Source organism: Marinobacter sp. ST-43 (assembly GCF_030541085.1).
In the GTDB taxonomy this organism is placed as follows: domain Bacteria; phylum Pseudomonadota; class Gammaproteobacteria; order Pseudomonadales; family Oleiphilaceae; genus Marinobacter; species Marinobacter nauticus.
The window spans coordinates 1-23,384 of the sequence record NZ_JASSVO010000001.1; the positions used below are offsets into that span (position 1 = coordinate 1).

The following is a 23,384-nucleotide window of genomic DNA, read 5'->3' on the forward strand; positions in this document are numbered from 1 at the left end:
CTGAGACTTCGGAGTAAGAAGAGAAACCCCGCGTCGCTACGCTCCGATGGGTGGCAGCCTTGCTCCGGTCCGGGTGGCAGGCTTCACGTGGAATGGGTGGCAACCTTCAGCGGTTTACGCAGACTGCCACATGCTTCAGCGGGATATTCGGTCGGGGAGGGCGGATGGTGAATCCGCAAAAAAGGATGCTTTACGCCTGGTCGGCGATGCTCAGGTGTGTTGGGCTAAGATGCTGAAATATATGGATGAATTAACCCTGCCAGATCTTGGCCTCGGAGATAGTCCGCAGGAGCTCCGTGAGCAATGCTCTGAATTAAAGGGTGTCCTAGCCAGTACAGAGCAGGAATCGTCGCGTGTGAGCGATCTGGCGGCGTGGTTATTTCTGCACAATCAGGTGTTGCAGGAGCAACTGAAGCAAGAGCGCAATCGCCGAAGGCAATTAGAGCGGGATTTTGAGAAAATGGGCGGAGAAGATTTCGGTCGATTGGTGGAGCCGTTCCTAACAAAAGGGATGTTTGCAAAGCACGCGAAACGGTGACCAAGTGGTGACGAGATTTTTAAGGGTTTGAGAAACGGTGACCAAACGGTGACGAGAAAGCCTATTTTCCAGAAACAACAAAGCCCGACTCTTTCGAGACCGGGCTAAGTGTTTGATAAATCTGGTCGGGACGGTAGGATTTGAACCTACGACCCCTTGCACCCCATGCAAGTGCGCTACCAAGCTGCGCTACGCCCCGTAAACTGCAAGCCGCCGAGAAACAAGGTTTATCTCAGTGGCTTAGCGGGAGCGAAGTCTACACCAGCCCAGGCTAAAAATAAACACCGGGCTGGCGAATTTCTCTCGAAATCAACGTAACTTGGTCTCCCGCAGTGCCAGGATGAATTCCGGCGGCTCGAAGGTATCCGGTTGGGCGCTTTCCCAGTACTTATCGAACACCCTAAGGCCGGTTTTGCCCTCCAGTAGTGCTCCCGGTTCGAGGAACGGAAACAGGTCCAGATAGCTATGCACTTCGGTTTTGGAGACGCGACGGAAGATGTGCTCCGGGCCAAGCTCAGAGGGATGCCGGAGCCCCGAGGCCTCAAGCAGATTCTGGAGGGCATCCAGGGTGTTCTTATGGAAGTTGAATACCCGCTCGCTTTTCAAGGGGACGTCCAGTTTATTGCCACGACGGGGATCTTGCGTTGCGACCCCGCTGGGACAGCGGCCGGTATGACAATTCAATGCCTGGATGCAGCCCAGGGAAAACATGTAGCCCCTGGCGGAATTACACCAGTCCGCTCCCAGAGCAAGGGTACGGGCAATATTGAAAGCGGACGTAATCTTGCCTGCGGCGCCAATGGCGATGTCTTCGCGCAGGTGGGTACCCACCAGTGTGTTATGAACCAGAAGCAGGGCTTCAGTCATCGGCATGCCAAGGCGATTGATGAACTCCAGTGGCGCCGCACCGGTGCCGCCTTCGCCGCCATCAACCACGATGAAATCGGGCTTTTTGCCTGTCTTCAGCATGGCCTTAACGATGGCGAACCATTCCCAGGGGTGGCCAATGGCGAGCTTGAAGCCGACCGGTTTGCCGCCGGAGAGGCTTCGCAGCTGTTCGAGGAATTCCAGCAGTTCAATGGGGGTGGAAAAGGCGGAATGGCTGGCGGGTGAAATACAATCTTCGCCAACCTGAACGCCTCGGGCTTCAGCGATTTCGGGGGTCACTTTTGCACCAGGTAAAATGCCACCGTGGCCTGGTTTTGCCCCTTGAGATAGTTTGACCTCTATCATTTTGACCTGGTCCAGGGTGGCATTCCTTTCGAACATCTCGGCATTGAAGGAGCCGTCGGGATGCCGGCAACCGAAATAGCCGGAACCGATTTCCCAGACCAGATCTCCACCGGGTTCCCGATGGTAGCGGGAGATCGATCCTTCCCCCGTATCGTGGTAGAAGCCGCCCTTCTTTGCACCGGTGTTCAGGCTGAGAATGGCGTTGGCGGAGAGTGAGCCAAAGCTCATGGCGGAGATATTGAAAACGCTGGCACTGTAAGGTTTCTCGCAGTTTTTGCCGATCAGAATCCGGAAGTCACTGCTGTCGAGTCGGGTTGGGGTGAGCGAGTGGTTCATCCATTCAAAGCCCTCCTCGTACATGCCTAACTGTGAGCCGAATGGTCGCTTGTCGAGCACGTTCTTCGCCCGCTGGTAGATAATAGTGCGCTGTTCCCGCGAGAATGGCCGCTCCTCCGTATCGGACTGGATAAAGTACTGCCTGATCTCCGGGCCGATGGACTCAAACAGATACCGGAAGTTGGCCATAATGGGATAGTTTCGGCTAACAGTATGCTTTCGCTGCAGTAAATCCCAGGTGCCGAGGGCTGTGAGCGCACCAAAAATCACCGGAAACAGATAGCCTGCTCCAAGCCAAAGCGTTACCGGTAACGACACCAGCAGCCCGGCGATGCTGAGGACATAAGCAGAATAGCGCAAAGGGAAGGTGGTGGTTTTTTCCATGAATACCTCTGATTGCTGTCGGGCGGGTGCCGGAGAAACCTTGCAGTATAACTACGTCACCTGTCCGGGTAGTAGACCTGTTTCAGGGAACAATCTTTGCCTCTGCAAAATCTGGGCTATGCTGATGTAGATAAAAAAGGCATTTTTCTTGCTTTTGATGTTTTGAGTTCAAAGTAATAAAATGACCGGCTTGTAACGTATGAATGATTGTTCATTGCGTTATCCATTCACTCAGCATATTCAGTGATCACACCAGACCAGGAGGCGCCAACGTGGGCGAGGTAGTGAAAGACGAATATCAGACGGATTACGTCGCAGGCCAGGATAATATCAATCCGTTCGGCCTGGATCTTCATAACTGGGTTTTCCCGGTAGCGGCCATCATTGTGGTTCTGTTCGTTATCGGAACCCTGATGTTTCCGGCAGCGGCGAAGGAGACTCTTGATGGGGCCAAGTGGGACATTATTGCCAGTTTTGACTGGTTCTTCCTGCTCAGCGCCAACATTTTCGTGGTTGTCAGCCTTGCGCTGATCTTCATGCCGGTGGGCAAGATCCGGCTGGGCGGACAGGATGCAACGCCCGAATTCTCAACCATGTCCTGGTTTGCCATGCTGTTCGCAGCCGGGATGGGGATCGGCCTGATGTTCTGGGCCGTGGCCGAGCCGGTGGCCTACTATACAGGCTGGTATGAAACTCCCTTCAATGTGGCTGCCAACTCTCCCGAAGCGCGGGATCTGGCGATGGGGGCGACCCTTTATCACTGGGGGCTGCACCCCTGGGCAATCTACGCCATCGTGGCCCTGTCTCTGGCGTTCTTTGCGTTCAACAAGAACATGCCACTGACCATCCGTTCCGCGTTTTTCCCACTGCTGAAAGACAAGGTGTGGGGCTGGCCGGGGCACATCATTGATGTCCTCGCGGTTGTGGCCACCATCTTTGGTCTGGCCACGTCACTTGGCTTTGGTGCCCAGCAGGCTGCCTCCGGCCTGGATTACCTGTTTCAGGTAGGTTCTGGCACCAATGTGCAGATGGCTATCATTGTTGGCGTTACGGCCTTGGCGCTCATTTCCGTGCTGCGTGGCCTGGACGGCGGCGTGAAGGTGCTCAGTAACATCAACATGGCGACTGCGGGCATCGTGTTGTTCTTCGTGATCTTCGCCGGTCCGACCATGACCATTCTGGAGACCATCTGGGTAACCTCTTCCACCTACGTGGCCAACATTGTGCCGCTGAGTAATCCGTTTGGTCGTGAAGACGAGGCGTGGTTCCAGGGCTGGACTGTATTCTACTGGGCCTGGTGGATTTCCTGGTCACCGTTCGTAGGTATGTTTATCGCGCGGGTTTCAAAAGGCCGGACAGTACGTGAGTTTGTCACTGCGGTTCTGATTATCCCGACCTTGATCACCACCGTATGGATGAGTGGTTTCGGTGGCACGGCACTGGAACAGATCCAGCAAGGCGTTGGTGTGCTCGCAGACAAAGGGCTGACCGAGGTTTCTCTGGCGACCTTCCAGATGTTTGAGCAGCTGCCCTGGACCGGCATTGTCTCGTTCGTCGGTATTATCCTGGTGCTGGTGTTCTTCGTAACCTCGTCGGATTCCGGCTCGCTGGTGATCGACAGCATCACCGCTGGCGGCAAAACCGATGCCCCGACGGCTCAGCGTGTATTCTGGGTGGTCATGGAAGGTGCCATTGCGGCGGCGTTGATCTTCGGCGGTGGCGAAGACGCTCTGGGTGCGATCCAGGCGGTTGCCATCAGTGCCGGGTTGCCCTTTACTGTAATACTTCTGCTGATGACCTGGGGCTTGTTGAAAGGCCTGACCCATGAGAGGAAGTTGCTTCTGCAAAGGGGGGAGCTGACCTCCTGATCAGCGGGTCTGAATAAAAAAAACCGGAGCCACACCAGCTCCGGTTTTTTTATGCCCAAATACTGATCGTCAGCGCCGGGAAAAGCTTTCCATGGCAAACAGCGCTCGCTCTCTGGGGCTGAAGTGCGGGCGCTTGAGGCTCTCGATCGCGTTGAGTCTGGGCAGCAGGCCGCAGCCGTTGGCCATCTGAATGGCCAGTCCGGGCCGGGCGTTCAGTTCGAGCAGAAGAGGACCTTCGTTGGCGTCCACCACCAGGTCTACCCCCATATATCCCAGGCCGGTGGCCTCATAGCATCGGGCTGCCATTTCCAGCATGTTTTCCCAGTCTTCAATCCGGATATTCTCCAGAGCCAGCCCGGTGTCCGGGTGCAGGGTAATCGGCCGATTGAACTGAACTGCGTTCAGACTCTGGCCAGAGCCGATATCCAGCCCGACGCCAACAGCCCCCTGGTGCAGGTTGGCTTTACCGTCGGACGCGGTGGTTGCCAGACGGAGCATAGCCATGACGGGATATCCCTGAAACACCACGATCCGGATGTCGGGAACGCCCTGGAAGGAGTACTTGGCGAGTGCCGGGGAGGACTGAACCAGGTTTTCAACAATGGCAACATCCGGGGTACCGGCCAGGGAATACAGGCCAGCCAGAATATTGGTAAGGTGACGCTCCAGCATGGCGACGGAAATGCGGGCGCTGGAGGCCTTGATAAAGTCGTCGCCGTCTCGCCCGGTAATCACGGTAATGCCCTTGCCGCCAGAGCCTTTTGCTGGCTTGATGGCGAAACCGGCCAGATCCTCTGCCATTTCCCGAAAATGGGAGATTTCGTGTTGCTGGCGAACCACCTGCAGCAGCTTGGGGGTTTTTACGCCGTATTCGCTGACCGCAAGCTTGGTTTTCAGCTTGTTGTCCACCAGCGGGTAGGAGGTGCGATCATTGTACCGGGCAATGTAATCTACATTGCGCCGGTTCATGTTCAGCATCCCGAGATTTTTCAGCCTGCGTGGAGAGATCCAGTCCATATCAGTCGTAGGCCTTCATCGGGGTAAACCGCTTGAGCTCGCTGAGCTTGTAGCCGGTGTACTGACCCATCAGCAGGATCAGCCCGAGAATAACCAGATGTAACTCCGGGAAGTTGAAGGTGAGGTGGCCAGCCAGCGGAGTGCTCATGGCCAGGTAGGCGCAGATGGCCACAAACAGACTGCCTGAACCCTGCACCAGCACTTCGCGGGCACCTTCCTCTTCCCAGAGAATGGACATACGCTCGATGGTCCAGGCGATGATCACCATGGGGAAGAAGGTGACGGTCATGCCGGTGTTAAAGCCCATCTGGTAGCCAATGATGCTGAGCCCCGCGGTGATGAAGATCACCAGAATGATCAGCGCCGATATGCGTGATACCAGCAGCAGGTTCAGGCTGGAAAGATAGCCGCGCAACAGCAGGCCAATGGCTACGACGGACAAAAATGCGATCAGTCCCGGCACCAGGGTGGTCTGTACAAAGGCCACGGCAATCAGGACCGGCATGAAGGTGCCCGATGTCCGGATGCCAATGACAATCCGCATGAAGGCAACAATCAGGGCGCCGATGGGGAGCAACAGCAGCATTCGGAACATGCTCTGTTCTTCAATGGGTAGCTGGTAGAAACCGAGCACACTCAGCCCATTGGCATTGGACTCAAGCGTTGCCAGTTGCAGCGCCGGTACAGTCTGCCGCAGCATGGAAAAACTTACCTGGGAGTCGTCGCCACCCACCACGTCGAGGAGGGAATCAGCCCCCTGTCGCCAGAGCAACAGGTTTTCCGGTACACCTTGTTCTGCGGTGCGCGGGTCGAAGGTAAGCCAGCGCTTGCCGTTGTATATCTGCAGAAATGGCACCAGCTGCTGGCGACGGCGGGCATCCTCAAGCTTCAGGGCATCTGCGGTGCGCGCAGCGATGCCAGCGTGGTTCAGCATCTTTACCAACAGTTGCAGATAGTTGTCGTCAGATACCAGTAGTGTTGTATTCTGGGTGCGGTTGTCTGGCTGCATCAGGCGGATCAGCTCGCGGGTCATGCTCTCCGGGGAACTGGATCGCTCGGAAGCCTGGGTCAGGAGCTCTCTTACGGCGGTGGCCTGGGGCTCCTCCCAGAAAACCGTCAATGCTCGGGGTTTACGCGCTGGCGGAGCATGAATCGCGTCTTCATCCGGTACAAACTGTGCCTTGAAATAGAGAGTCTGGGGGCCGGCGACATCTCGTTTTGTCCACTGTGCCCTGCGCCCGCTGTTGCTGTCCAGAATTGAGAAGCCGTAGCCGGGTGACGCGGCCTGCTCCGTCAGAATGCGAAAGCCGGGCGGCTGCTCCGGTATGTGCAGACTCACTTCAGCCGGGCTGTTCTGGCCCTGGAAATCGACCCGCGCCTCAATCATCCATACCGGGCGCTGTTCTCCGGTCATCCAGGGAATGCCCAGTTCCAAATGACGCCAGGTGGCAATGGCAATCCCTGCTGCAATCAGCAGGAAAACAAACACGTAAAACGGAACCCGGGAGCGCACCGTCATTCTTCGTCTCCGTTTGCCGCTTGTTCAAGGTAGGATTCGGGGAGCTCTGTTGCGAATTCCTTGCCGACATCAATCAGCATGACGTCGCGTAAAACGTTTCGGCCAATCAGGACTTCGTACGTCAGGTTTGTACGGTCTGCCAGAGTGAACTCGGCCACTTGCTGGTGGTCGCCAATGGCAAACTGAAGCTCCACCACTACACGTCGTTCAGACTCATCGGCACTGGACTGGATAATTTTCACGCGCCGGGAGATTTCTTTCTCCATGGCAACCCATTCGGCCTCCTTGGTGCCAGGAACCGGAACTTCAAAGCGCACCCAGTTGCTGCCGTCGCGCTCGAAACGTTGAACGTTGCGGGCGTGTATGGAGGAGGTTTCAGCGCCACTGTCGATACGGGCGGTATAGACATGGCCGGGGCCAGCCAGGAAAAACTTTTCTACTTCGCCCACAACCACTTTGCCTTTCAGGCGATCTGCCCGCCCTGTGTCTTCGCGAGGAGCGGGGCACGTAGGTGCTGCTTTCGGTGGTGGGCAAGATGGTTTTTCAACCTGTGTGGCGATGGCCTGAAGAATGGTCTGGGTAGAATCCTGGTTCTGCTGCAGCAGCTTTTCATGCCTTACCCCGGCATTTTGCTCCATGGTAACAAGGGTCGCACGCTGGCTTTGGACCGAGGCACGAACCTCTTCAATATTTTCTTTCGGCACCATGAAATAGCGATCGGAAGCGCAACCGGAAAGTGCGACTGCCAGCCCTGTTAAGGCAACTGCGAACAATGAGCGGGTTTGCGAAAACCTGGACCCCATGAATATCCCCTGAACCGGCCGTGAGAATTATTGGCAATGGATGCCACAGCCATTGGATGTGTTGTCAATCAGGCGGGAGAGTATACTACAACGGACCTGTGTGGTGACTTTACAGATGGTTAAGGCGCATATTTACTGGCCCAGAAAAGGTCCCTGGCCCAGTGGCGTCTCGGATCTCAGGTACTCCTGTATGACCGGGGAACAATTCAGGTAGAACAGCAGCAGCTCCCGCTGGATATCCTGGTCCTGAATGCGGGCGGCAAAGGAAATGACATCTTTGAGCGCGCGATCGCTGGAGGTGGTGTCGGTCGGCACCGTGAAGCTCTTTCCATAACGGCTTTTCAGCAACTGGGTCAGTCGTTCAAGGTGAAACTCGCCGGTATGGGTGATGTGAGGCAAAACCCGCACATGCTTGCCCGCCGAGCGTTGATCTTCCGAAGACAATGCCTGCTCGTCTTCCACACAGGTAGCCTGCAGGAAGTCGGACCCGAATTTTCTCCACAATTCCTTGAACATGCTCCGGCCTGCCAGTCAGCTTTCCATATTACGGCTTTAGCACTCCGATTGGGTGCTTTTTAACCGTTGTAGAGGAATTTACGCTCGGCGTCCATAGGCGGATTGGCGCAATGTTGATAAATGCCAAACAGTCGATGCCGGCCTGGTGGCCCCGTTCCGCCAACGAGAAAAAAGGGTGAGCATTGCGGTAGACTGTCAGGCTTTGATCCCGGGGCCATGCCCTGATTCTACCAATCAAGACTCAAGGAGAACTTGCTGGTGCTAGATGCGCTTACCCTCACCATGGCTGAACGTCCGGAATGGCTGGCAGGTTGGTTCCTTGCGCTGGTGGCTGGCGCCGCCTTGTTACTGGTGGGGGTTGTCTGGCTGCTGTGGCGTCGAAGCCTGGATAGATTCACCGAGTCTGCCTTGCGCGAGGAACTGGACACCCGAGACAGGCAACTGAGAGATAGCGAGCAGGTGCAGGCGTTGCATGAACAGGAAGTTGAACATCTGCAGACCGCACTGGAGGAGCAGAAAGCCCGCTCTGGGCAGCTGGAGCAGGGCATCGAGCACTGGCGACAGCAGTCTGCCAACCTGGAAAACCGATTGGCGGCTCTGGAATCGGAGCTGGCGGCAAAACAGGACCGGGTTGCGCAACTGGTAAATGAAAGCGGTCAATACCAGCAGCGGGCTGAAACACTCTCCGAACAGTTAGGCCAGTTGAAGGTCGAGTTACGCGAGCAGCAGGTGACACTGGATAAAGAGCGCCGCAATGCCTCGGAAAAACTCGAGTTGCTGGAAAAGAATCGAGATGCGCTGAAACAGGAATTCGAAAACCTGGCGAACCGGATTTTCGACCAGAAAAGTGAGCGCTTCAGTCAGCAATCTAAAACCAGCCTGGACTCCTTGCTCAACCCCTTCCGTGACCAGTTGCAGGACTTCCGTAAACGCGTAGAGGATGTCTACACCACGGAAACCCGGGATCGCCAGGCACTTCGCAGCGAAATAAAATCGTTGCAGGAGCTGAACCGGCAAATTACCGAAGAAGCCGCCAATCTGACCCGCGCGCTCAAAGGCGACAAGAAAATTCAGGGCAACTGGGGTGAGTTGATCCTGGAGCGGGTGCTGGAACGGTCGGGCCTGCGCAAAGGGGTCGAGTACGAAACCCAGGGGAGTTACCGGGACGAAGATAACCAGTTGTTGAGGCCCGATGTCATCGTGCATTTGCCGGACCAGCGAAATCTGGTGATTGATTCCAAAGTATCGTTGGTGGCCTATCAGCAGTGGGTGACCGCAGATCAGGAGGAAGAGCGCGCTGCGGCGCTGAAGCAGCATGTTGAGGCGGTTCGCAATCACATCCGTACATTGAGCGAGAAAGATTACAGTCAGCTTAACGGGCTGCATTCTCCCGATTTCGTGCTGCTGTTCATGCCCATTGAGCCGGCATTTGTGGCAGCATTCCAGCAGGACGAGAACCTGTTCGCAGAAGCGTTCGAACGCAAGATTATTGTGGTGACGCCCACCACCCTGCTGGCGACACTGAGAACGATTGAGAATATCTGGCGTTATGAACGCCAGAGCCAGAACGCCCGCCGCATTGCAGATCGCGCCGGTGCGGTCTATGACAAGCTCCGGGTGTTTGTAGAGGCCATGGAAAAGCTGGGAAGCCAGTTACACACGGCCCAGGGCACCTACGATAATGCCATGAATACCCTGACCCGGGGCCGTGGTAATCTGATTTCCCAGGCCAATCGGTTTGTGGAGCTGGGGGTCAGGGTTAAAAAAGAGTTGCCCAAGTCGATTGTGGATCAGGCCGAGGTCGATTCTGAAGACGCCGATGAGCCGGGAGATACGCCTGCCATCGACAGGGAGCCTACGGACGCCGGGGAAGCCCGTGCAGAGGACCAACAGGAGTAGCGGTATGTTGTCATCCATGAAAAAAAGGCGTTTGCCTGGTCACAGGGTATTTGCGGGCCTGGTGTTGTCTTCTGTTCTTGCCCTGCAGGCGGGGTTCGCCCAGGCATTGGCTCCGGAACACGAGATTCGCCGCTTGATGCTGGCGACGGAAGAAGCCGTTGCAGCAGAGAACTGGAGTGAGGCAGGGGAGTACCTGAACCGCCTTCAGGCCATGGAGGGAGAGAAGCCCGCCGAGTATTACTACTATCGCGGCCGGGCCATGTTGCAGGCCAATCATCTGAATGAGGCACGTTCAGCACTGGAGCAATACATTACCCGGGCCGGGGCAGAGGGCACGCATTACCAGCAAAGCCTGAAGCTGATTACTGACATAGAGAAGGCCAGCCGTGCCAGTGTTCGCGCTCTGGCCGAAGGGCAGGCCAATGCCAACGAGCCCGTGGCCGTGATTGAGCCGGCGAATGAACAGGATGTGAAGACGCTGCGCCAGCTGTATCTGGCCAGCTCGGACAGGGAGGCTCTGGTCATCCATCTGAATACTCTGCTGGAGACCGCTGGCTGGCGGCGTGACAAAACGGTGGTGCGCCTGGACAGGCCAGCAGATCGCCAGTACCAGGTGGCTCTGGATGATGGCAATATCAGTATTCAGGACATCGAGCGCAATCCCGATGGCACCACCGTTCGCAGAACCCTGTCTCTGTCGGTATTCGGTGTGAATCCTCAGTTGCGTTGGGATTGTGAACCGGTGGTCGGAGCCTGCTGGGTTTATGATCCGCGGGACGGCTCCCGGCTTTTCCAGTTGGCGGAGAATCGCGATCAGGCCCGGGACATTGCCCGAACTCTGGGGCGCTTGATCCGGAACCTGCAGCAGGGAAGTTCGTAAGGCCGGGTGTTCAGACCAGATCGCCCCGTTCGCCTTCCCGCCAGGCGCCCGGGGTGACCCCCGTCCACTTCTTGAAGGCCCGATGGAAGGTGGATGGTTCGGTAAAGCCTACCCGTTCGGCAATATCGTTGATGGGTATCTCCGGATGGGCCAGATAGTAGATGGCCATATCCCGCCGCAATAGATCCTTGATCTCCTGAAACGACGTGTTCTCCTGCTTCAGTCGGCGCCTGAGGGTTTGCGGGCTGGTGTGCAGCTCTTGCGCTATCCAGTCGAAATCAGGCATGGGTTTGGAGAAGTCACGGCCAATCAGGCCCCGAATGCGGCCGGTCCAGGTGTTGCTCTCATCCGGTCGTGACAGCAGATCTGCCGGGGACGTTTTCAGAAATTGTCGCATTTCCGGCTTGTCCCGGATCACCGGGGCAGAGAGAAAGCGTTTGCTGAAGGTTAACGCCGTACAGTCGGATTCGAACGCCAGCGGGCAATGAAAAATGTGCCGGTATTCGTCGCCATGGTCTGGCCTTGGGTAATCGAACTCGGCTTTCTCCAGTTCCACTGGCTGGCCGATGAGCCAGCTGCCCAGCCGGTGCCAGATCACCAGAATGCTCTCTCGCAGGAAGTAGTCAGGGTCGTGGATGCTTCCTTCAATCCTCGTGACCAGGCGCGCGCGGTCATCCAGGACTTCAAGCTCCATGGACACCATAGGCTCGAACAGCCGCGAGAACCGGTAGGCCTGTTGATACACCTCTTCCAGCGTCTGGCAACCGACCACCAGAGCACACATGGTGGCGAACGTGCCGGAGCGGGCCCGGCGCGGCCCCATGCCCATAAACTCATCGCCGGTGCGCTGCCAGATCACCTGCATCAGCTTGCTGAATTGGTCACTGCTTACCCGTGCCATTTCAATACGCAGCAGATCTGGCGAGATCCCGGCCTCCTGAAGCAGTGTGCGGCCGTCCAGGCCCAGGCGTTCAGCGCCGGACAGGGAAGCTTCAACAAAATGTCGGGAGACCGTGAGTGTTGACATAGAGGCAGCCAGAAGAGAGAACGAACTTCATCATAAGTACCCGGCACGACAATGCAAGCCTCTGATTTGCAGGCAGATGGAAGAAACGGTCAATAGGAATGAAGGAACCGGTAGTTGGCCCGGCCTGCAAAACCCGTCAGCATGAGCCAGAGTCATTGCCGCCGATCAAAAACAAGGAGATGCTTTATGGCAGCCCCGCTCGCCAACCTGAAAATTCTGGATTTCAGTACCTTGCTGCCCGGACCCTACGCCACCATGATGCTCGCCGATATGGGCGCGGAAGTGCTCAGAGTTGAAGCTCCTGATCGCGTGGATCTGGCCAAGGTAATGCCACCTTTTGATGGTAAATTCAGCACGACTTTTTCCTACCTCGGTCGCGGCAAGCGAACCTTGCAACTGAACCTGAAGCAGCCCGAGAGTGTTGAAAGGGTCAAGCAGCTGGTTCAGGACTACGACATCGTGGTGGAGCAGTTTCGCCCGGGCGTCATGGACCGCCTCGGGATAGGCTATGAGGTACTCAAAGCCATCAATCCCAAGCTGATTTACTGTGCCATTACTGGCTACGGCCAAACCGGTCCCTATAAGGACAGGGCAGGCCATGATATCAACTATCTTGCTATTTCCGGTGTTGCCAGCCACTGCGGTCGTGCCGACAGCGGTCCACCACCCATGGGCATTCAGATTGCCGACGTGGCCGGCGGCTCCCATCACGCTGTGATGGGCATCCTCGCTGCGGTCATCAAACGCCAGGAAACCGGAGAGGGCGCCTTTATCGACATCAGCATGACCGATGCCGCCTTCGCCATGAATGCCATGGCGGGTGCTGCTGCCCTGGCAGGCGGACAGCCTCAGAAGCCCGAAAGCAGCATGCTCAATGGTGGCACCTTCTACGACTATTACCAGACCAGAGATGGCCGCTGGTTGTCTGTCGGGAGCCTGGAACCGCAGTTCTCTTCGCGCCTGTGCGACACCCTTGGGTTGGGCGAACTGAAAAGCTATGCCCTGAGCCAGAAGCCTGAACATCAGCAGGAGCTGAAAGCCGCTATCAAACAAAAGATCGAGGAGCGTTCACTGGCTGAGTGGCGGGAGGTGTTTGCCGAGGTGGATGCCTGTGTGGAGCCGGTGTTGACGATTGAGGAGGCGGCGGAGCATCCGCAGTTGAGGGCGAGGGGGATGGTTGTTGAGAGAGACCGGGGGGATGGCCAGATGCAGGGGCAGATCGGAGTACCTGTGAAGTCTTTCGTCTGAGTATGGCGCGCGTGTTGCCGATATAAAAAGTGAGCAGCTGTTCAAGAATTTCTGGCGTAGCAGGAGGGGTCTGCTAGCTTATAAAACGTAGCCACTCACAGTCAGTGGCTTGTAGTGAACAAATATAAGGAAAAACACTATGAAACTCGCGAATAACTGGATATACCGGCGCGCCGGGGGAATTCTGGTGATTGCGCTTGGCAGTGCTCTGTTGGTGGGTTGTTTTAGTGGTGACGGGAGCTCCTCTTCCCGCTCATCTCAGGAGGCGGACCCGGATCTCTTCCCAAAAGATGGTCGATTGGAGGCTTCGATCCGAAGGACGACAGGCGGCATACCTCACATCGTAGCTGACAATCTGAAATCCGCAGCTTTCGGTCATGGTTATGCTCAGGCCCAAGACAATGTGTGTATGCTCGCTGAAGCGATTATCAAGGCCCGCAGCGAGCGTTCAAAATATTTTGGTCCCGGTCCGGACGCAGGATTTGGGGTCGGTATCAACATTGTTAATGACTTCAGCTACAAGGCGCAGCAAATCTATGCTGGCGCTGAAATTGAATTTCCTGCCCTAAGCCCCGAAAGCAAGGCACTTATTGAGGGGTTTACGGAAGGGTACAACCGGTACATCAGTGAAACCGATTCGTCGCAGTTGCCCATTGAGTGCGCGAATCAGGAATGGGTCATGCCGATTACGCCGGTTGATCTGTTGGCGCACTATCGCATTGTAGGCCAATATGCCAGTGGGGCGTTGTTTGCAACCGGGGCGGTTTTCCTTGCGGTGCCTCCGGGCGAGAGCCCTGCACCGAGTCCTGTGGGCTCTGTGACAAATACCGAGGAGGTAAGCAAGCTTATCCGGCAGGTTGTTGATGCTGCCAAAGCAGGTGCAGGGGGTAAGGCGAACTTTTCCGATATGGGGCTTGCCAGTAATGCCTGGGGCATAGGCAGTGCTTTGACGGAACAAGGGCGGGGCGCCTTGCTGGCTAACCCTCATTTTCCCTACACGGGGCATCGGCGCCTGTATGAGGTGCAGATGACCGTTCCGGGTTATCTGAATGTTCATGGCGCGGGCCTCCTTGGGACGGCCATACCTCTGATCAGTTTTAACGAAAACCTCGCATGGTCCCACACCGTAACGACTAGCCGACGCTTCACATGGTATGAACTGGTGCTGAAGGACGGCGACAATCTAACCTACGTGAAAGACGGCGTGGAAAAGCCGATCACTACCGAGACGTTCCAGATAGAGGTGAACATGGGCATGGCTCAGCCGGTTGTGCTTGAGAGAACATTCTACTTTTCCGAGTATGGTCCCATGATCGCGGCTAATGCGGTAAGTAATCAGTTGCCGGCCTGGGGCACGAATGGCGCACTGAATGCGACTTCTCTGGTTGCTCACACCTATCGCGATGCCAACGCTAATACTGGCGGTTTGCTGGACACATGGCTGGGTATGTCAAGAGCGAAAAACCTTGAGGAGTTCCAGGGCGTTTTTAAGAGCTGTGGCTCCACACTCTGGACCAACACGACCTACGCTGACGATCAGGGCAATGCCTTCTATATCGATAGCAGTTCGGTGCCCAACCTTTCCGAGAAAGCCATTGCGCTGATTAATCTCAGAAGGGCAAATAGTGATGCCTACGAGGGCCTGTTTGATCAGGGCGTGACCTTGCTTGATGGCCGGCTGTCGCAAGAGGATTGGGTAGAAACGGCCTGCGGTCCCCTTGTGCCATTCAATGAAAAGCCCAGGCTCGTACGTTCGGACTGGGTGCAAAACTCTAATAGCAGCTACTGGTCCACCAACCCGGACGCTTTCCTGACAGGCTTTTCCCCGCTGTTTGGCGCTGAGAAAGCACCGATCAACGCGCGTACCCGGCTGGGTATAAAAATGCTGCAGAACCCGATGGAACCGGGTGTGCCCGACGCGCCTCTTCCTGCGGGGCAGGATGGAAAGTTCAGCGCAGAGGAGTTGCTTGGGGTTATCTGGAATAACCGCTCTTGGTACGCAGAGCAATTCTTGCCCGAGCTACTGGAGCGTTGCGATGCGATAGGCGCTACGACCGTGAACGGTATTGATTTGTCGCCTTGGTGTCAGGTGTTGGCTAGTTGGAACCGGCTTTACAACAAGGACAGCGTTGGTGCTCATATTTTCCGAGTATTTATGGCTAACTATCTTGATGATATGGGCAATGATCTGACCACGCCGTTCAGCCCTGCCAATCCAGTGTATACACCGGCTGACCCCTCTGAAGCGAATTCGGGCACTGCGAATGATGTCATGCTTCTGGCGCTTGCCGATGGTGTCGCAGCCCTGCAATCCCGGTCAATTTCGCCCACGGCAGCTCTGGGTGATTTGCAGTACTACCGTGCGTCTGGCGGCGTTGTTCCGGGTTCAGGCGGAGCGCCCGTTTTTCAGACTCAGCCACTTCCCTGGCATGGGGGAGATGGCAGCGTTGATGGCGCATTTAACGCCATTGGTGTGGTGACGGATCCTTTCCTGGAAGACACCCGTTTCCCTCGTATTGCGCCCACAACCATCCCGAACACGGGAGGCTTGTCTGACGGTAGTGATGGAGTAGAGGGGTGGTTAATGGCGCGGGGGACCAGTTGGCACTTTGGGCTTGAGTTCACCGACAACGGGCCTGAGGCTTATGGCTTGGTGAGTTATTCTCAGTCGACGGATGCAATGTCTCCCTACTTCAGTGATCAGAGTCAGCAATACTCCAATAAGGACTATCGGCGGCTCTTCTTCACAGAGGAAGATATTCAGGCGAACATGCTCCCTCAAGGAGAAACGGTTATCTCGACAGACTGATCCGAAGCGTTAGATAAGAAACCGCACTCCGAACAGGGTGCGGTTTTTTTTGTTCTTGCCCTCGGATACACAGTATCCATGCAAAAAAAGCCCCGGCGTATTGCCGGGGCTTGATTTACTAGGTTGCCGTCTTAGGGCTTAGGGAGCCTGTTGCTCATTCTGATCAAGCGCATTGGCCAGGGTCTCGCTGGTTCCGAGGGCATCAATGGTAAGCGGTGTTGCCGGTACAGGCTGCCCGCTCAGTGCCTGGGCGGTCTGAGCAACCATAGCAGTGAAGGCATTGCTGGTTACCGCAAAGCCACCTGGGCAGGACTCGTTAGGTGCTTTGGGCGCTATGAATGTACCGTGGTTTGCGGTGCTGCAAGGATTGCTGCCATCAAAGAACACGGCAACCGGAGTCTGCGAGCCCGTTGTGTCACCAGACTCAAGCAGATTCAGAACGGCTCCGTCGGCAAGATTGTTTCCGCCGGCGCCCAGGTCCATCAGGGCCATGAGCGGCTCGGTGCCTGTCAGAGGCGCTGAAAAGGCCGGCGCCAGCGGATTGACGTTTGCCTCATTGGGAACGGTGGTATCGCCTACAACTTCTGTGACGAGAAGATTGCTGGTTGACGCACCCAGGGACTTAGCAAAGTTCACCGGGTCGCCAGCATCGGCAATCGACTGGAACACGTAGAAGAAGCTCTCAAAGTTTGAGCTTCCCTGAGCAACACCGGCGTTCGCCAACCCGCCAAGAACCTGGCCGGAGAAGGCCGGTGAGTTCTCAATCAGACGGGTAACCTGACCGCTGGTGTTGTGCAGAACAACCGACCCGAGGGTAGGGAAGGTGAAGCTGTTGAGCGGTGCTCCAGCTTGGGCATAGGTTCCATTGAGCGTGGTGTTCAACGTGGGATCGTTTGCCAGTGCTGCAAAGACGGTGCCTGAGATCCCGCCGAGGGAGTGCCCAATGAAGTTCATGTTGATTCCCGGGCCGACCAGATCACCGGGTTGGTAGTCGCCATTTATATCGAAGGTCTGGATTGAAGCTGCAAGGTTCAGGAGATCAACGGTGCCTTGGCGCAGGTTATCCCGGCTATTCATCATGTTCAGTGGGTTGATGAATAGGCTGCCTGAGGCAATGTCCGCGAGTGGCGCAGCCACCGGTTGCAGAGATGCATTGGCGGTATAACCGAAGTGACGCTCACCGATGTAGTCGGCTGAAATCAGCGCGTTGAGCTGCGCGATTACCGGTGTTAGCGCGGGGTTTTGTGCCTGCTCCAGCCCTTGAATCGTTGCTTGAACGGTACCGGTCAGTGTTGCTTCATCAAGCGGAGACAAGCCTGTTACGCGGCCTGTGGTAGCTCCAGCAAGGCCATGCAACGGCTGATCAATGGCCACAACCGCTTGACATGCGCTTTGCGCCAGCAATATGGCGGGAAGCATGGATCCGCTACGGTCTACGGTGATGCCGTGCTGGAAGATGGTTACGCCGTTAGGCCTGGTTGCATCAAGGCAGGCTCCTGGCCGGGTATCTGTAGACGGATTGAACACCACCACCGGAACTGTCACATCGGCATTCTTCTCCGGGAACGGGAAGTAGCCATTAACGTTAAGTGTGCCATCAAGATCACGCAGGAAGGAAAATGTGGTCTCGCCTGGTGACAGGTTTTCATTGAGTCTGGTTTCCATGCTGGTGTTGCCCGTCCAGCTACCTGAGACGATACCAGCACCAGCTTCGCCGGGAAGGCTCTGGAAGTAGGGGAGAGTGATGGCCCCCTGGTGAACCTGAACCTGAGCCGCTGCCGCTACAATTGCATTACCGGGTTCTTGTTGTGCCAGCCCCTGGATTGTTGCCAAGTCGGCGGCTTCTGTTTTCGAATAGAAGAACGACGGGCGCGGCACCGGAAGGTGAATGGTGTTTCCAATTTCTGGTGCGATAGCATTGGTGAGTGTTGTTGTCGGAGTTTGTGTTCCACCTGCGGTCAGCACGTTTTGCACATTACCCAGGGCTGTAATGGCTGCCAGTTGCTGAGCGTTCAGTGTTGCAGGGTCAAGCTGACCGGCGCCAAGCTGACCGGCCAGTTCGGTAATCTCGGCCAGTTTGGCGGTTAACTGAGAGAAGTTCAGTTCAGGATAATTATCTCTGACCGCTTTGAGTTGAGCGGTGAATCCAATCTTCTGACCTAATGCAGAGGCAAAGGCGAGGGGCGCCATCATGGCTCGCAGTACGTCGGTGTCAGAGTTGGTTGTAAAGGTATAGGCCAGTGCAGACTTTGAGCCGGTTTGCATCTGGGTGAGGAAACCATTGGCTAGCTGGTCGGCCGTCTGCAGCAGGCTCTTGACGTTGCCGAGAGCTGGGTTGCCCAGAACGCCATCCGCCAGTGCAACATCCTGGACCGAGCGCTCAATGGGTTTGCCGTCCGCACTGCGAACGTCATCGGTAATTACCACTAGGTATTTCTGCCCTTCGGCAAGTGGTTCGAGAGGAACAATGCGAACCGCATTGTTCTGGCCGTTGTCGACGCTTACTACGTCTGCACGGAAATTAGGCTGTTCCAGACCCACGCTCTGACCAAAAGGATCGTTTGCAACAATGCTGGATGGATTGGTGTTCGGCAGTGCCTCCGGGGCAGATTCAACCGCAGGGCCGACATTCAGTGGAAGTAAGAAGACGGTTGCGTTGGCCAACACGGTTTGCGGATTCAGCGCACCGTCAAATTTCAACGTAAAGGCGCCCGATGTGGAAAAACCCGACAGATCGTTTACTGCGGCATCGGCCGGTGTGGAACCCGAAGACAGACCGGTGAAATCATAGTTTGCACTTTGTGTGGCTCCCAGCAACAGGATCAGGTCCGCATTGATCGGGAAGGCAGGCTGCGCTGCCAGTGGGTTCGGGTCATAGATCGGACGTACAACGGATTTGTCGATCGTTGTATCATCGATTTTGTAATCCGGATCAGCATTACCCCCACTGTTAGAGCCACTGAAACAGCCCGTCAACCCAAGGGAAGAAGCCACGGCAAGACTTATTAGAGTTTTCTTGAACATGGGTGGAACCTTTTCCTGTTGTTGTGTCGTTATATCCGGCGTTGACGGAACCGGTCGGCCCCAGGATTCCGCGCATTGCCTTTTCTGATTTGTTGGTTGTCTGAAATTGTAGCCAGCACTTAAAAGCCAATTTCTGTAGCTTCGACTATAGCGACAGAGTAGCAAGTGTTGATCAGCCAAAAGTGTGATTCTGCGTCTGGAAACCCTCCTCGCACCCTTGGAGTGGCCCTCAATCAAAAATAGTGGCCGGTCCGCGGTTTGTCGAGTTCCAGTGACCGGGTAATGCCTGTTTTAACAAATTGTTGCGAATTGGTTTTACCGTCATAGCTATTTTCGCTGGCCTACATAGCATTTGCGCCTTCTGTCGCATCAACCGCTGTGCCGAATTTCTGGTAAACTCTCGCTTCCTTATATAAGCAGGGGGCTGCTTTGGTGGCTCCGCATACTTCCGATAATCAGAAAGCTGATGAGGCGACTATGACCACCGTGATCCGCCAGGACGACCTGATCGAAAGCGTAGCCGATGCGCTGCAGTTCATTTCCTACTATCACCCGAAGGATTTCATTCAGGCCGTGTACGAGGCCTACCAGAAGGAAGAGTCCCAGGCGGCCAAGGATGCCATGGCCCAGATTCTGATCAACTCCCGCATGTGTGCCCAGGGCCATCGCCCGATCTGTCAGGACACCGGTATCGTCACCGTGTTCGTGAACATCGGTATGGACGTGAAGTTCGAGTGCGACATGGCGCTGGACGACGTGATCAACGAAGGTGTACGCCGTGCTTACACCCATCCGGACAACGTGCTGCGGGCCTCTGTGCTGGCAGATCCGGACGGCAAACGCCAGAACACCAAAGACAACACCCCGGCCATCATTCACTACAAGATGGTGCCCGGTAACACCGTAGACGTGCACGTGGCGGCCAAGGGCGGTGGCTCTGAAGCCAAGTCCAAGTTTGCCATGCTGAACCCGTCCGACTCGGTTGTGGACTGGGTGTTGAAAATGGTGCCGCAGATGGGTGCCGGCTGGTGTCCGCCTGGTATGCTGGGTATTGGTATTGGTGGTACCGCTGAAAAGGCGATGGAGCTGGCGAAAGAATCTCTGCTGGACCCGATCGACATTCACGATCTGCAGGCCCGCGGTGCCTCCAATCGTGCCGAGGAGTTGCGCCTGGAGCTGTTCGAGAAGGTGAACGAGCTGGGCATCGGCGCTCAGGGGCTGGGTGGCCTGACCACCGTTCTGGATGTAAAAGTCAAGGATTACCCCACCCACGCGGCCAACAAGCCGGTGGCGATCATCCCGAACTGCGCAGCAACCCGCCACGCACACTTTGTGCTGGATGGTACGGGCCCGTCCCTGCAGACCCCGCCGAGCCTGGACGACTGGCCGGAAATCACCTGGGAAGTAGGCGAGAATGTTCGCCGTGTGAATCTGGACACTGTAACTCCGGAAGACGTGAAAGACTGGCAACCGGGTGAAACCGTTCTGCTGTCCGGCAAGATGCTGACCGGCCGTGATGCGGCCCACAAGAAGATGGTGGATATGATCGAGCGCGGTGAAGAGCTGCCGGTGGATCTGAAAGGCCGCTTCATCTATTACGTGGGCCCGGTTGATCCCGTACGCGAAGAAGTGGTTGGCCCCGCCGGCCCTACGACTGCAACCCGCATGGACAAGTTCACTGACACCATGCTGGAAAAAACCGGCCTGACTGGCATGATCGGCAAAGCCGAGCGTGGCCAGGTTGCCATCGACGCCATCAAGAAGCACGGCGCAGTGTATCTGATGGCGGTGGGTGGTGCGGCCTACCTGGTCTCCAAGGCCATCAAGGGCGCCAAGGTGGTGGCCTTCGAAGAGCTGGGTATGGAAGCCATCTATGAGTTTGAGGTGGAAGAAATGCCGGTAACCGTAGCCGTGGATTCCCGTGGCAGTTCCGTGCACCAGACCGGCCCGGTTGAGTGGCACGACAAGATCATTGCCGCCAAGGCGGTTTGATCTGAGTCTTTGTTAGTCCGGTGGCAGCCTTGGGTGTTCGGCTCAAGGCTGCCACTGAAAGTCCTTCATCTTTACCCTTCCTTTATACACGTCCACCCCTTCCAGCCTCAGTTTCTCTGTTTGAAGCTGGCAGGTTTCCGTGCCTTCAGGAAAGGCGATCTGGCCGTTGCTCCGGATAACCCGATACCAGGGAATGCAGTGGCCGGCGGGCAGTTTGCCCAGGGCCCGGCCAACGAAACGCGCCTGGCGTCCGAGGCCGGCCATGGCGGCTACCTGACCGTAGCTGGCCACTTTCCCTTTCGGAATCGCGGCCACTACCTGCCAGATTTTCTGCTCCTTTGTCGGTTCCTTTTCGGACTCGTTCATTCAGAGCTCCGGTATTGGCCGGGTTACAGGCGCAGGGCGCCGTCCACCTCGATCATGCGGCCAGAAACGTAGTCGTTCTCGAAGATAAACGCTACCGCTGAGGCGATTTCCTCTGGCTTGCCCATGCGTTTCAGGGGGATGCCGGCGGTCATTTTCTCCAGGGCTTCGGGCTTCATGGAGGCCGTCATTTCAGTTTCGATAAACCCTGGGGCGATGCCCATGCAGCGGATGCCGTAGCGGGCGAGTTCTTTGGCCCACACTGGCACCAGGGCAGATGCGCCGGCTTTGGCGGCGGAGTAGTTGCTCTGGCCCATGTTTCCGGCGCGGGAGATGGAGGCGATGTTGATGATCGCGCCCTGGTCGCCGTTTTCGATCATGCGGGTGGCCGCTTCCCGGCCGCACAGGAAAACGCCGGTGAGGTTAACGTCGATCACGGACTGCCACTGGGCCAGTTCCATGCGCTTCTCGAGCTTGCCGTCCTTGAATTTCACCATCAGGCCGTCGCGCAGGATGCCGGCGTTGTTCACCAGGCCGTTGAGGTGGCCGAAGTCATTGATGATTGCCTGAAAGGTTGTCTCAACGTCTTCTTCTTTGGCGACGTTACAGACATAGGTTTTGGCGTCGCCACCGGCCAGTTTGCAGGCCTCAGCGGCTTCAGCCAGCTTGTCTTCCATCAGGTCGATGAGTGCCAGCCTGGCGCCTTTGGCTGCCAGGTATTCAGCCATTGCGCGGCCGAGGCCCTGGCCGCCACCAGTGATTGCGATAACAGAATCTTGAAGTTTCATGGTTTGCCCTAATTAAGTTCAGAGGTGTTTTACGTTCTCTGTGTGTCTGCATCGTTTTTATGGGGAGGCATTTTGCCCGTTTTCTTTTTTCTTTTCATCGTTATGCCCATTGCCGAACTGGCGGTATTGATTCAGGTCGGTAGCGTTATCGGCGTGTTGAATACGGTAGGGCTGGTGTTTCTGACGGCTGTAATCGGGGCCTGGTTGCTGCGCCAGCAGGGGCTGGCGACCTTGTTGCGGGCGAATGAACGGCTCAACAGCGGTGAGTTGCCGGCAAAAGAAGTGGCCGAGGGGCTGGTTCTTGCGGTCGGTGGCGCCATGTTGCTCACGCCGGGGTTTATCACCGACACCTTCGGCTTTCTGTGTTTGTTGCCGGGCTCGCGACATTGGCTGGCATCGCAGGCGCTGAAGCGGATGACGGTGTCGGGGCAGAATCACGGCCGGAGTTTCTTTTTCAGCGCCGGAGGCGGTGCAGGGCCCTTCGGGCAAGGCCCATTTGGCCAGCAGCGACCATTCGATCGTGATGCCAACGGCAACATCATTGAAGGCGAGTACCAGGATCAGACCCGGACTGATAGGGGCCAGCTCCAGCAGGGGCAGTCTGATCAGGATGAGCAGGAAAAAAAGTAAATTTTTTTTCGTTGCGGGTGTTGAAAACCTTTCGCTCAACCCCATTAACACAGCACAGATTCGCTTCAGGCTGAAAACCGCTGTCTATCAGTGGCTTGGATGCCGGGGCAATTTGTCGGGTCCGGGTCTCCGGCCAGACATTTTTAACATGCAATTGTCATTGCCACATTAATCTGACTATTGGAGAAACAGAGCAATGAAAATTCGTCCGCTACACGATCGTGTTGTCGTACGCCGTAAGGAAGAAGAAGAGAAAACTGCGGGTGGCATCGTGCTGCCGGGTAATGCCAAAGAAAAGCCTTCCCAGGGCGAAGTGATCGCTGTGGGTAATGGCCGCATTCTGGATAACGGCGAAACCCGTGCACTGGCGGTCAAGGTGGGTGACACCGTGGTCTTCGGTCAGTACGCCGGTAACACCGTGAAGGTTGACGGTGAAGAGCTGCTCATCATGAGTGAGAACGATATTTACGGCGTGCTTGAGTGATCGCAACAGCGATAGGCACGAACGCT

Annotated in this window: 18 protein-coding genes and 1 tRNA gene; 9 read left to right on the forward strand and 10 right to left on the reverse strand. The window is 56.3% G+C overall.

Features of this window, described 5'->3' with window-relative positions; genetic code table 11:
* Window positions 1–130 precede the first annotated feature (130 nt).
* On the forward strand, window positions 131–538 hold the full coding sequence (locus QPL98_RS00005) for a hypothetical protein (protein ID WP_303292408.1): 408 nt from the start codon (window positions 131–133) through the stop codon (window positions 536–538).
* Between the two features lie 122 nt (window positions 539–660).
* Here the strand turns inward: QPL98_RS00005 and QPL98_RS00010 are convergent.
* Both QPL98_RS00010 and QPL98_RS00015 read right to left on the reverse strand, forming a co-directional pair.
* Window positions 661–737: transfer RNA gene (locus tag QPL98_RS00010), tRNA-Pro, on the reverse strand.
* A 110-nt stretch (window positions 738–847) separates the two neighbouring features.
* On the reverse strand, window positions 848–2,491 hold the full coding sequence (locus tag QPL98_RS00015) for an FMN-binding glutamate synthase family protein (protein WP_153740485.1): 1,644 nt from the start codon (window positions 2,489–2,491) through the stop codon (window positions 848–850).
* 272 nt (window positions 2,492–2,763) lie between these two features.
* Between QPL98_RS00015 and QPL98_RS00020 the strand changes: the two genes are divergently transcribed.
* On the forward strand, window positions 2,764–4,359 hold the full coding sequence (locus QPL98_RS00020) for a BCCT family transporter (protein WP_023009832.1): 1,596 nt from the start codon (window positions 2,764–2,766) through the stop codon (window positions 4,357–4,359).
* Between the two features lie 69 nt (window positions 4,360–4,428).
* Here QPL98_RS00020 and QPL98_RS00025 read toward each other — a convergent pair whose 3' ends face one another.
* The 4 genes from QPL98_RS00025 to QPL98_RS00040 all read right to left on the reverse strand — a co-directional run bounded on the left by QPL98_RS00025 (window position 4,429) and on the right by QPL98_RS00040 (window position 8,214).
* Entirely contained in the window at window positions 4,429–5,376 is a 948-nt protein-coding gene (locus QPL98_RS00025; RefSeq protein WP_031210452.1) for an alpha-L-glutamate ligase-like protein, read from the reverse strand.
* A 1-nt stretch (window position 5,377) separates the two neighbouring features.
* Complete coding sequence (locus tag QPL98_RS00030; protein ID WP_303292409.1) at window positions 5,378–6,895, reverse strand: inactive transglutaminase family protein; 1,518 nt, start codon at window positions 6,893–6,895, stop codon at window positions 5,378–5,380.
* The gene (locus tag QPL98_RS00035; RefSeq protein WP_303292410.1) at window positions 6,892–7,698 is read right to left on the reverse strand and encodes a RimK/LysX family protein; all 807 of its coding nucleotides are present in this window, start codon (window positions 7,696–7,698) and stop codon (window positions 6,892–6,894) included. Before QPL98_RS00035 ends, QPL98_RS00030 begins: the two co-directional genes overlap by 4 nt.
* A gap of 132 nt (window positions 7,699–7,830) precedes the next feature.
* The gene (locus QPL98_RS00040) at window positions 7,831–8,214 is read right to left on the reverse strand and encodes a hypothetical protein (RefSeq protein WP_303292411.1); all 384 of its coding nucleotides are present in this window, start codon (window positions 8,212–8,214) and stop codon (window positions 7,831–7,833) included.
* Window positions 8,215–8,466: 252 nt separating this feature from the next.
* On the opposite strand from QPL98_RS00040, the gene rmuC reads away from it, so the two are divergent.
* A complete protein-coding gene (gene rmuC, locus QPL98_RS00045) occupies window positions 8,467–10,113 on the forward strand; it encodes a DNA recombination protein RmuC (RefSeq protein ID WP_303292412.1) in 1,647 nt (548 codons plus the stop codon).
* Between the two features lie 4 nt (window positions 10,114–10,117).
* Window positions 10,118–10,993, forward strand: a complete 876-nt coding sequence (locus QPL98_RS00050) for a hypothetical protein (RefSeq protein ID WP_114433403.1) — start codon at window positions 10,118–10,120, stop codon at window positions 10,991–10,993.
* A 10-nt stretch (window positions 10,994–11,003) separates the two neighbouring features.
* On the opposite strand, the gene QPL98_RS00055 is transcribed toward QPL98_RS00050, so the two are convergent.
* On the reverse strand, window positions 11,004–12,020 hold the full coding sequence (locus tag QPL98_RS00055; protein ID WP_303292413.1) for an AraC family transcriptional regulator: 1,017 nt from the start codon (window positions 12,018–12,020) through the stop codon (window positions 11,004–11,006).
* A 186-nt stretch (window positions 12,021–12,206) separates the two neighbouring features.
* On the opposite strand from QPL98_RS00055, the gene QPL98_RS00060 reads away from it, so the two are divergent.
* Complete coding sequence (locus QPL98_RS00060; protein WP_303292414.1) at window positions 12,207–13,268, forward strand: CaiB/BaiF CoA-transferase family protein; 1,062 nt, start codon at window positions 12,207–12,209, stop codon at window positions 13,266–13,268.
* A 139-nt stretch (window positions 13,269–13,407) separates the two neighbouring features.
* A complete protein-coding gene (locus QPL98_RS00065) occupies window positions 13,408–16,077 on the forward strand; it encodes a penicillin acylase family protein (protein ID WP_303292415.1) in 2,670 nt (889 codons plus the stop codon).
* A gap of 138 nt (window positions 16,078–16,215) precedes the next feature.
* Here QPL98_RS00065 and QPL98_RS00070 read toward each other — a convergent pair whose 3' ends face one another.
* Complete coding sequence (locus tag QPL98_RS00070) at window positions 16,216–19,338, reverse strand: MECDP-synthase (RefSeq protein WP_303292416.1); 3,123 nt, start codon at window positions 19,336–19,338, stop codon at window positions 16,216–16,218.
* Between the two features lie 240 nt (window positions 19,339–19,578).
* On the opposite strand from QPL98_RS00070, the gene QPL98_RS00075 reads away from it, so the two are divergent.
* Window positions 19,579–21,093: a fumarate hydratase gene (locus tag QPL98_RS00075; protein ID WP_303292417.1), complete on the forward strand. Its 1,515-nt coding sequence runs from the start codon at window positions 19,579–19,581 to the stop codon at window positions 21,091–21,093.
* Between the two features lie 42 nt (window positions 21,094–21,135).
* Here the strand turns inward: QPL98_RS00075 and QPL98_RS00080 are convergent, their stop codons facing one another.
* Together QPL98_RS00080 and QPL98_RS00085 are read right to left on the reverse strand one after the other, a co-directional pair.
* The gene (locus QPL98_RS00080) at window positions 21,136–21,459 is read right to left on the reverse strand and encodes an MGMT family protein (protein WP_303292418.1); all 324 of its coding nucleotides are present in this window, start codon (window positions 21,457–21,459) and stop codon (window positions 21,136–21,138) included.
* Between the two features lie 23 nt (window positions 21,460–21,482).
* Window positions 21,483–22,244 (reverse strand): SDR family oxidoreductase, encoded by a 762-nt coding sequence (locus QPL98_RS00085; protein ID WP_278349929.1) that lies wholly within the window; start codon window positions 22,242–22,244, stop codon window positions 21,483–21,485.
* Between the two features lie 72 nt (window positions 22,245–22,316).
* On the opposite strand from QPL98_RS00085, the gene QPL98_RS00090 reads away from it, so the two are divergent.
* Together QPL98_RS00090 and groES are read left to right on the forward strand one after the other, a co-directional pair.
* A complete protein-coding gene (locus QPL98_RS00090; protein ID WP_278349930.1) occupies window positions 22,317–22,874 on the forward strand; it encodes an FxsA family protein in 558 nt (185 codons plus the stop codon).
* 196 nt (window positions 22,875–23,070) lie between these two features.
* The gene (gene groES / locus QPL98_RS00095) at window positions 23,071–23,358 is read left to right on the forward strand and encodes a co-chaperone GroES (RefSeq protein ID WP_011785505.1); all 288 of its coding nucleotides are present in this window, start codon (window positions 23,071–23,073) and stop codon (window positions 23,356–23,358) included.
* Window positions 23,359–23,384: the final 26 nt, after the last annotated feature.

What these genes read in the sequence shown, in the direction of transcription:
- QPL98_RS00005 (WP_303292408.1), top strand. Translation starts at nt 131, where the DNA reads ATGCTTCAGCGGGATATTCGGTCGGGGAGGGCGGATGGTGAATCCGCA.
- QPL98_RS00015 (WP_153740485.1), bottom strand. Translation starts at nt 2,491, where the DNA reads ATGGAAAAAACCACCACCTTCCCTTTGCGCTATTCTGCTTATGTCCTC.
- QPL98_RS00025 (WP_031210452.1), bottom strand. Translation starts at nt 5,376, where the DNA reads ATGGACTGGATCTCTCCACGCAGGCTGAAAAATCTCGGGATGCTGAAC.
- QPL98_RS00030 (WP_303292409.1), bottom strand. Translation starts at nt 6,895, where the DNA reads ATGACGGTGCGCTCCCGGGTTCCGTTTTACGTGTTTGTTTTCCTGCTG.
- QPL98_RS00035 (WP_303292410.1), bottom strand. Translation starts at nt 7,698, where the DNA reads ATGGGGTCCAGGTTTTCGCAAACCCGCTCATTGTTCGCAGTTGCCTTA.
- QPL98_RS00040 (WP_303292411.1), bottom strand. Translation starts at nt 8,214, where the DNA reads ATGTTCAAGGAATTGTGGAGAAAATTCGGGTCCGACTTCCTGCAGGCT.
- QPL98_RS00050 (WP_114433403.1), top strand. Translation starts at nt 10,118, where the DNA reads ATGTTGTCATCCATGAAAAAAAGGCGTTTGCCTGGTCACAGGGTATTT.
- QPL98_RS00055 (WP_303292413.1), bottom strand. Translation starts at nt 12,020, where the DNA reads ATGTCAACACTCACGGTCTCCCGACATTTTGTTGAAGCTTCCCTGTCC.
- QPL98_RS00060 (WP_303292414.1), top strand. Translation starts at nt 12,207, where the DNA reads ATGGCAGCCCCGCTCGCCAACCTGAAAATTCTGGATTTCAGTACCTTG.
- QPL98_RS00065 (WP_303292415.1), top strand. Translation starts at nt 13,408, where the DNA reads ATGAAACTCGCGAATAACTGGATATACCGGCGCGCCGGGGGAATTCTG.
- QPL98_RS00075 (WP_303292417.1), top strand. Translation starts at nt 19,579, where the DNA reads ATGACCACCGTGATCCGCCAGGACGACCTGATCGAAAGCGTAGCCGAT.
- QPL98_RS00080 (WP_303292418.1), bottom strand. Translation starts at nt 21,459, where the DNA reads ATGAACGAGTCCGAAAAGGAACCGACAAAGGAGCAGAAAATCTGGCAG.
- QPL98_RS00085 (WP_278349929.1), bottom strand. Translation starts at nt 22,244, where the DNA reads ATGAAACTTCAAGATTCTGTTATCGCAATCACTGGTGGCGGCCAGGGC.
- groES (WP_011785505.1), top strand. Translation starts at nt 23,071, where the DNA reads ATGAAAATTCGTCCGCTACACGATCGTGTTGTCGTACGCCGTAAGGAA.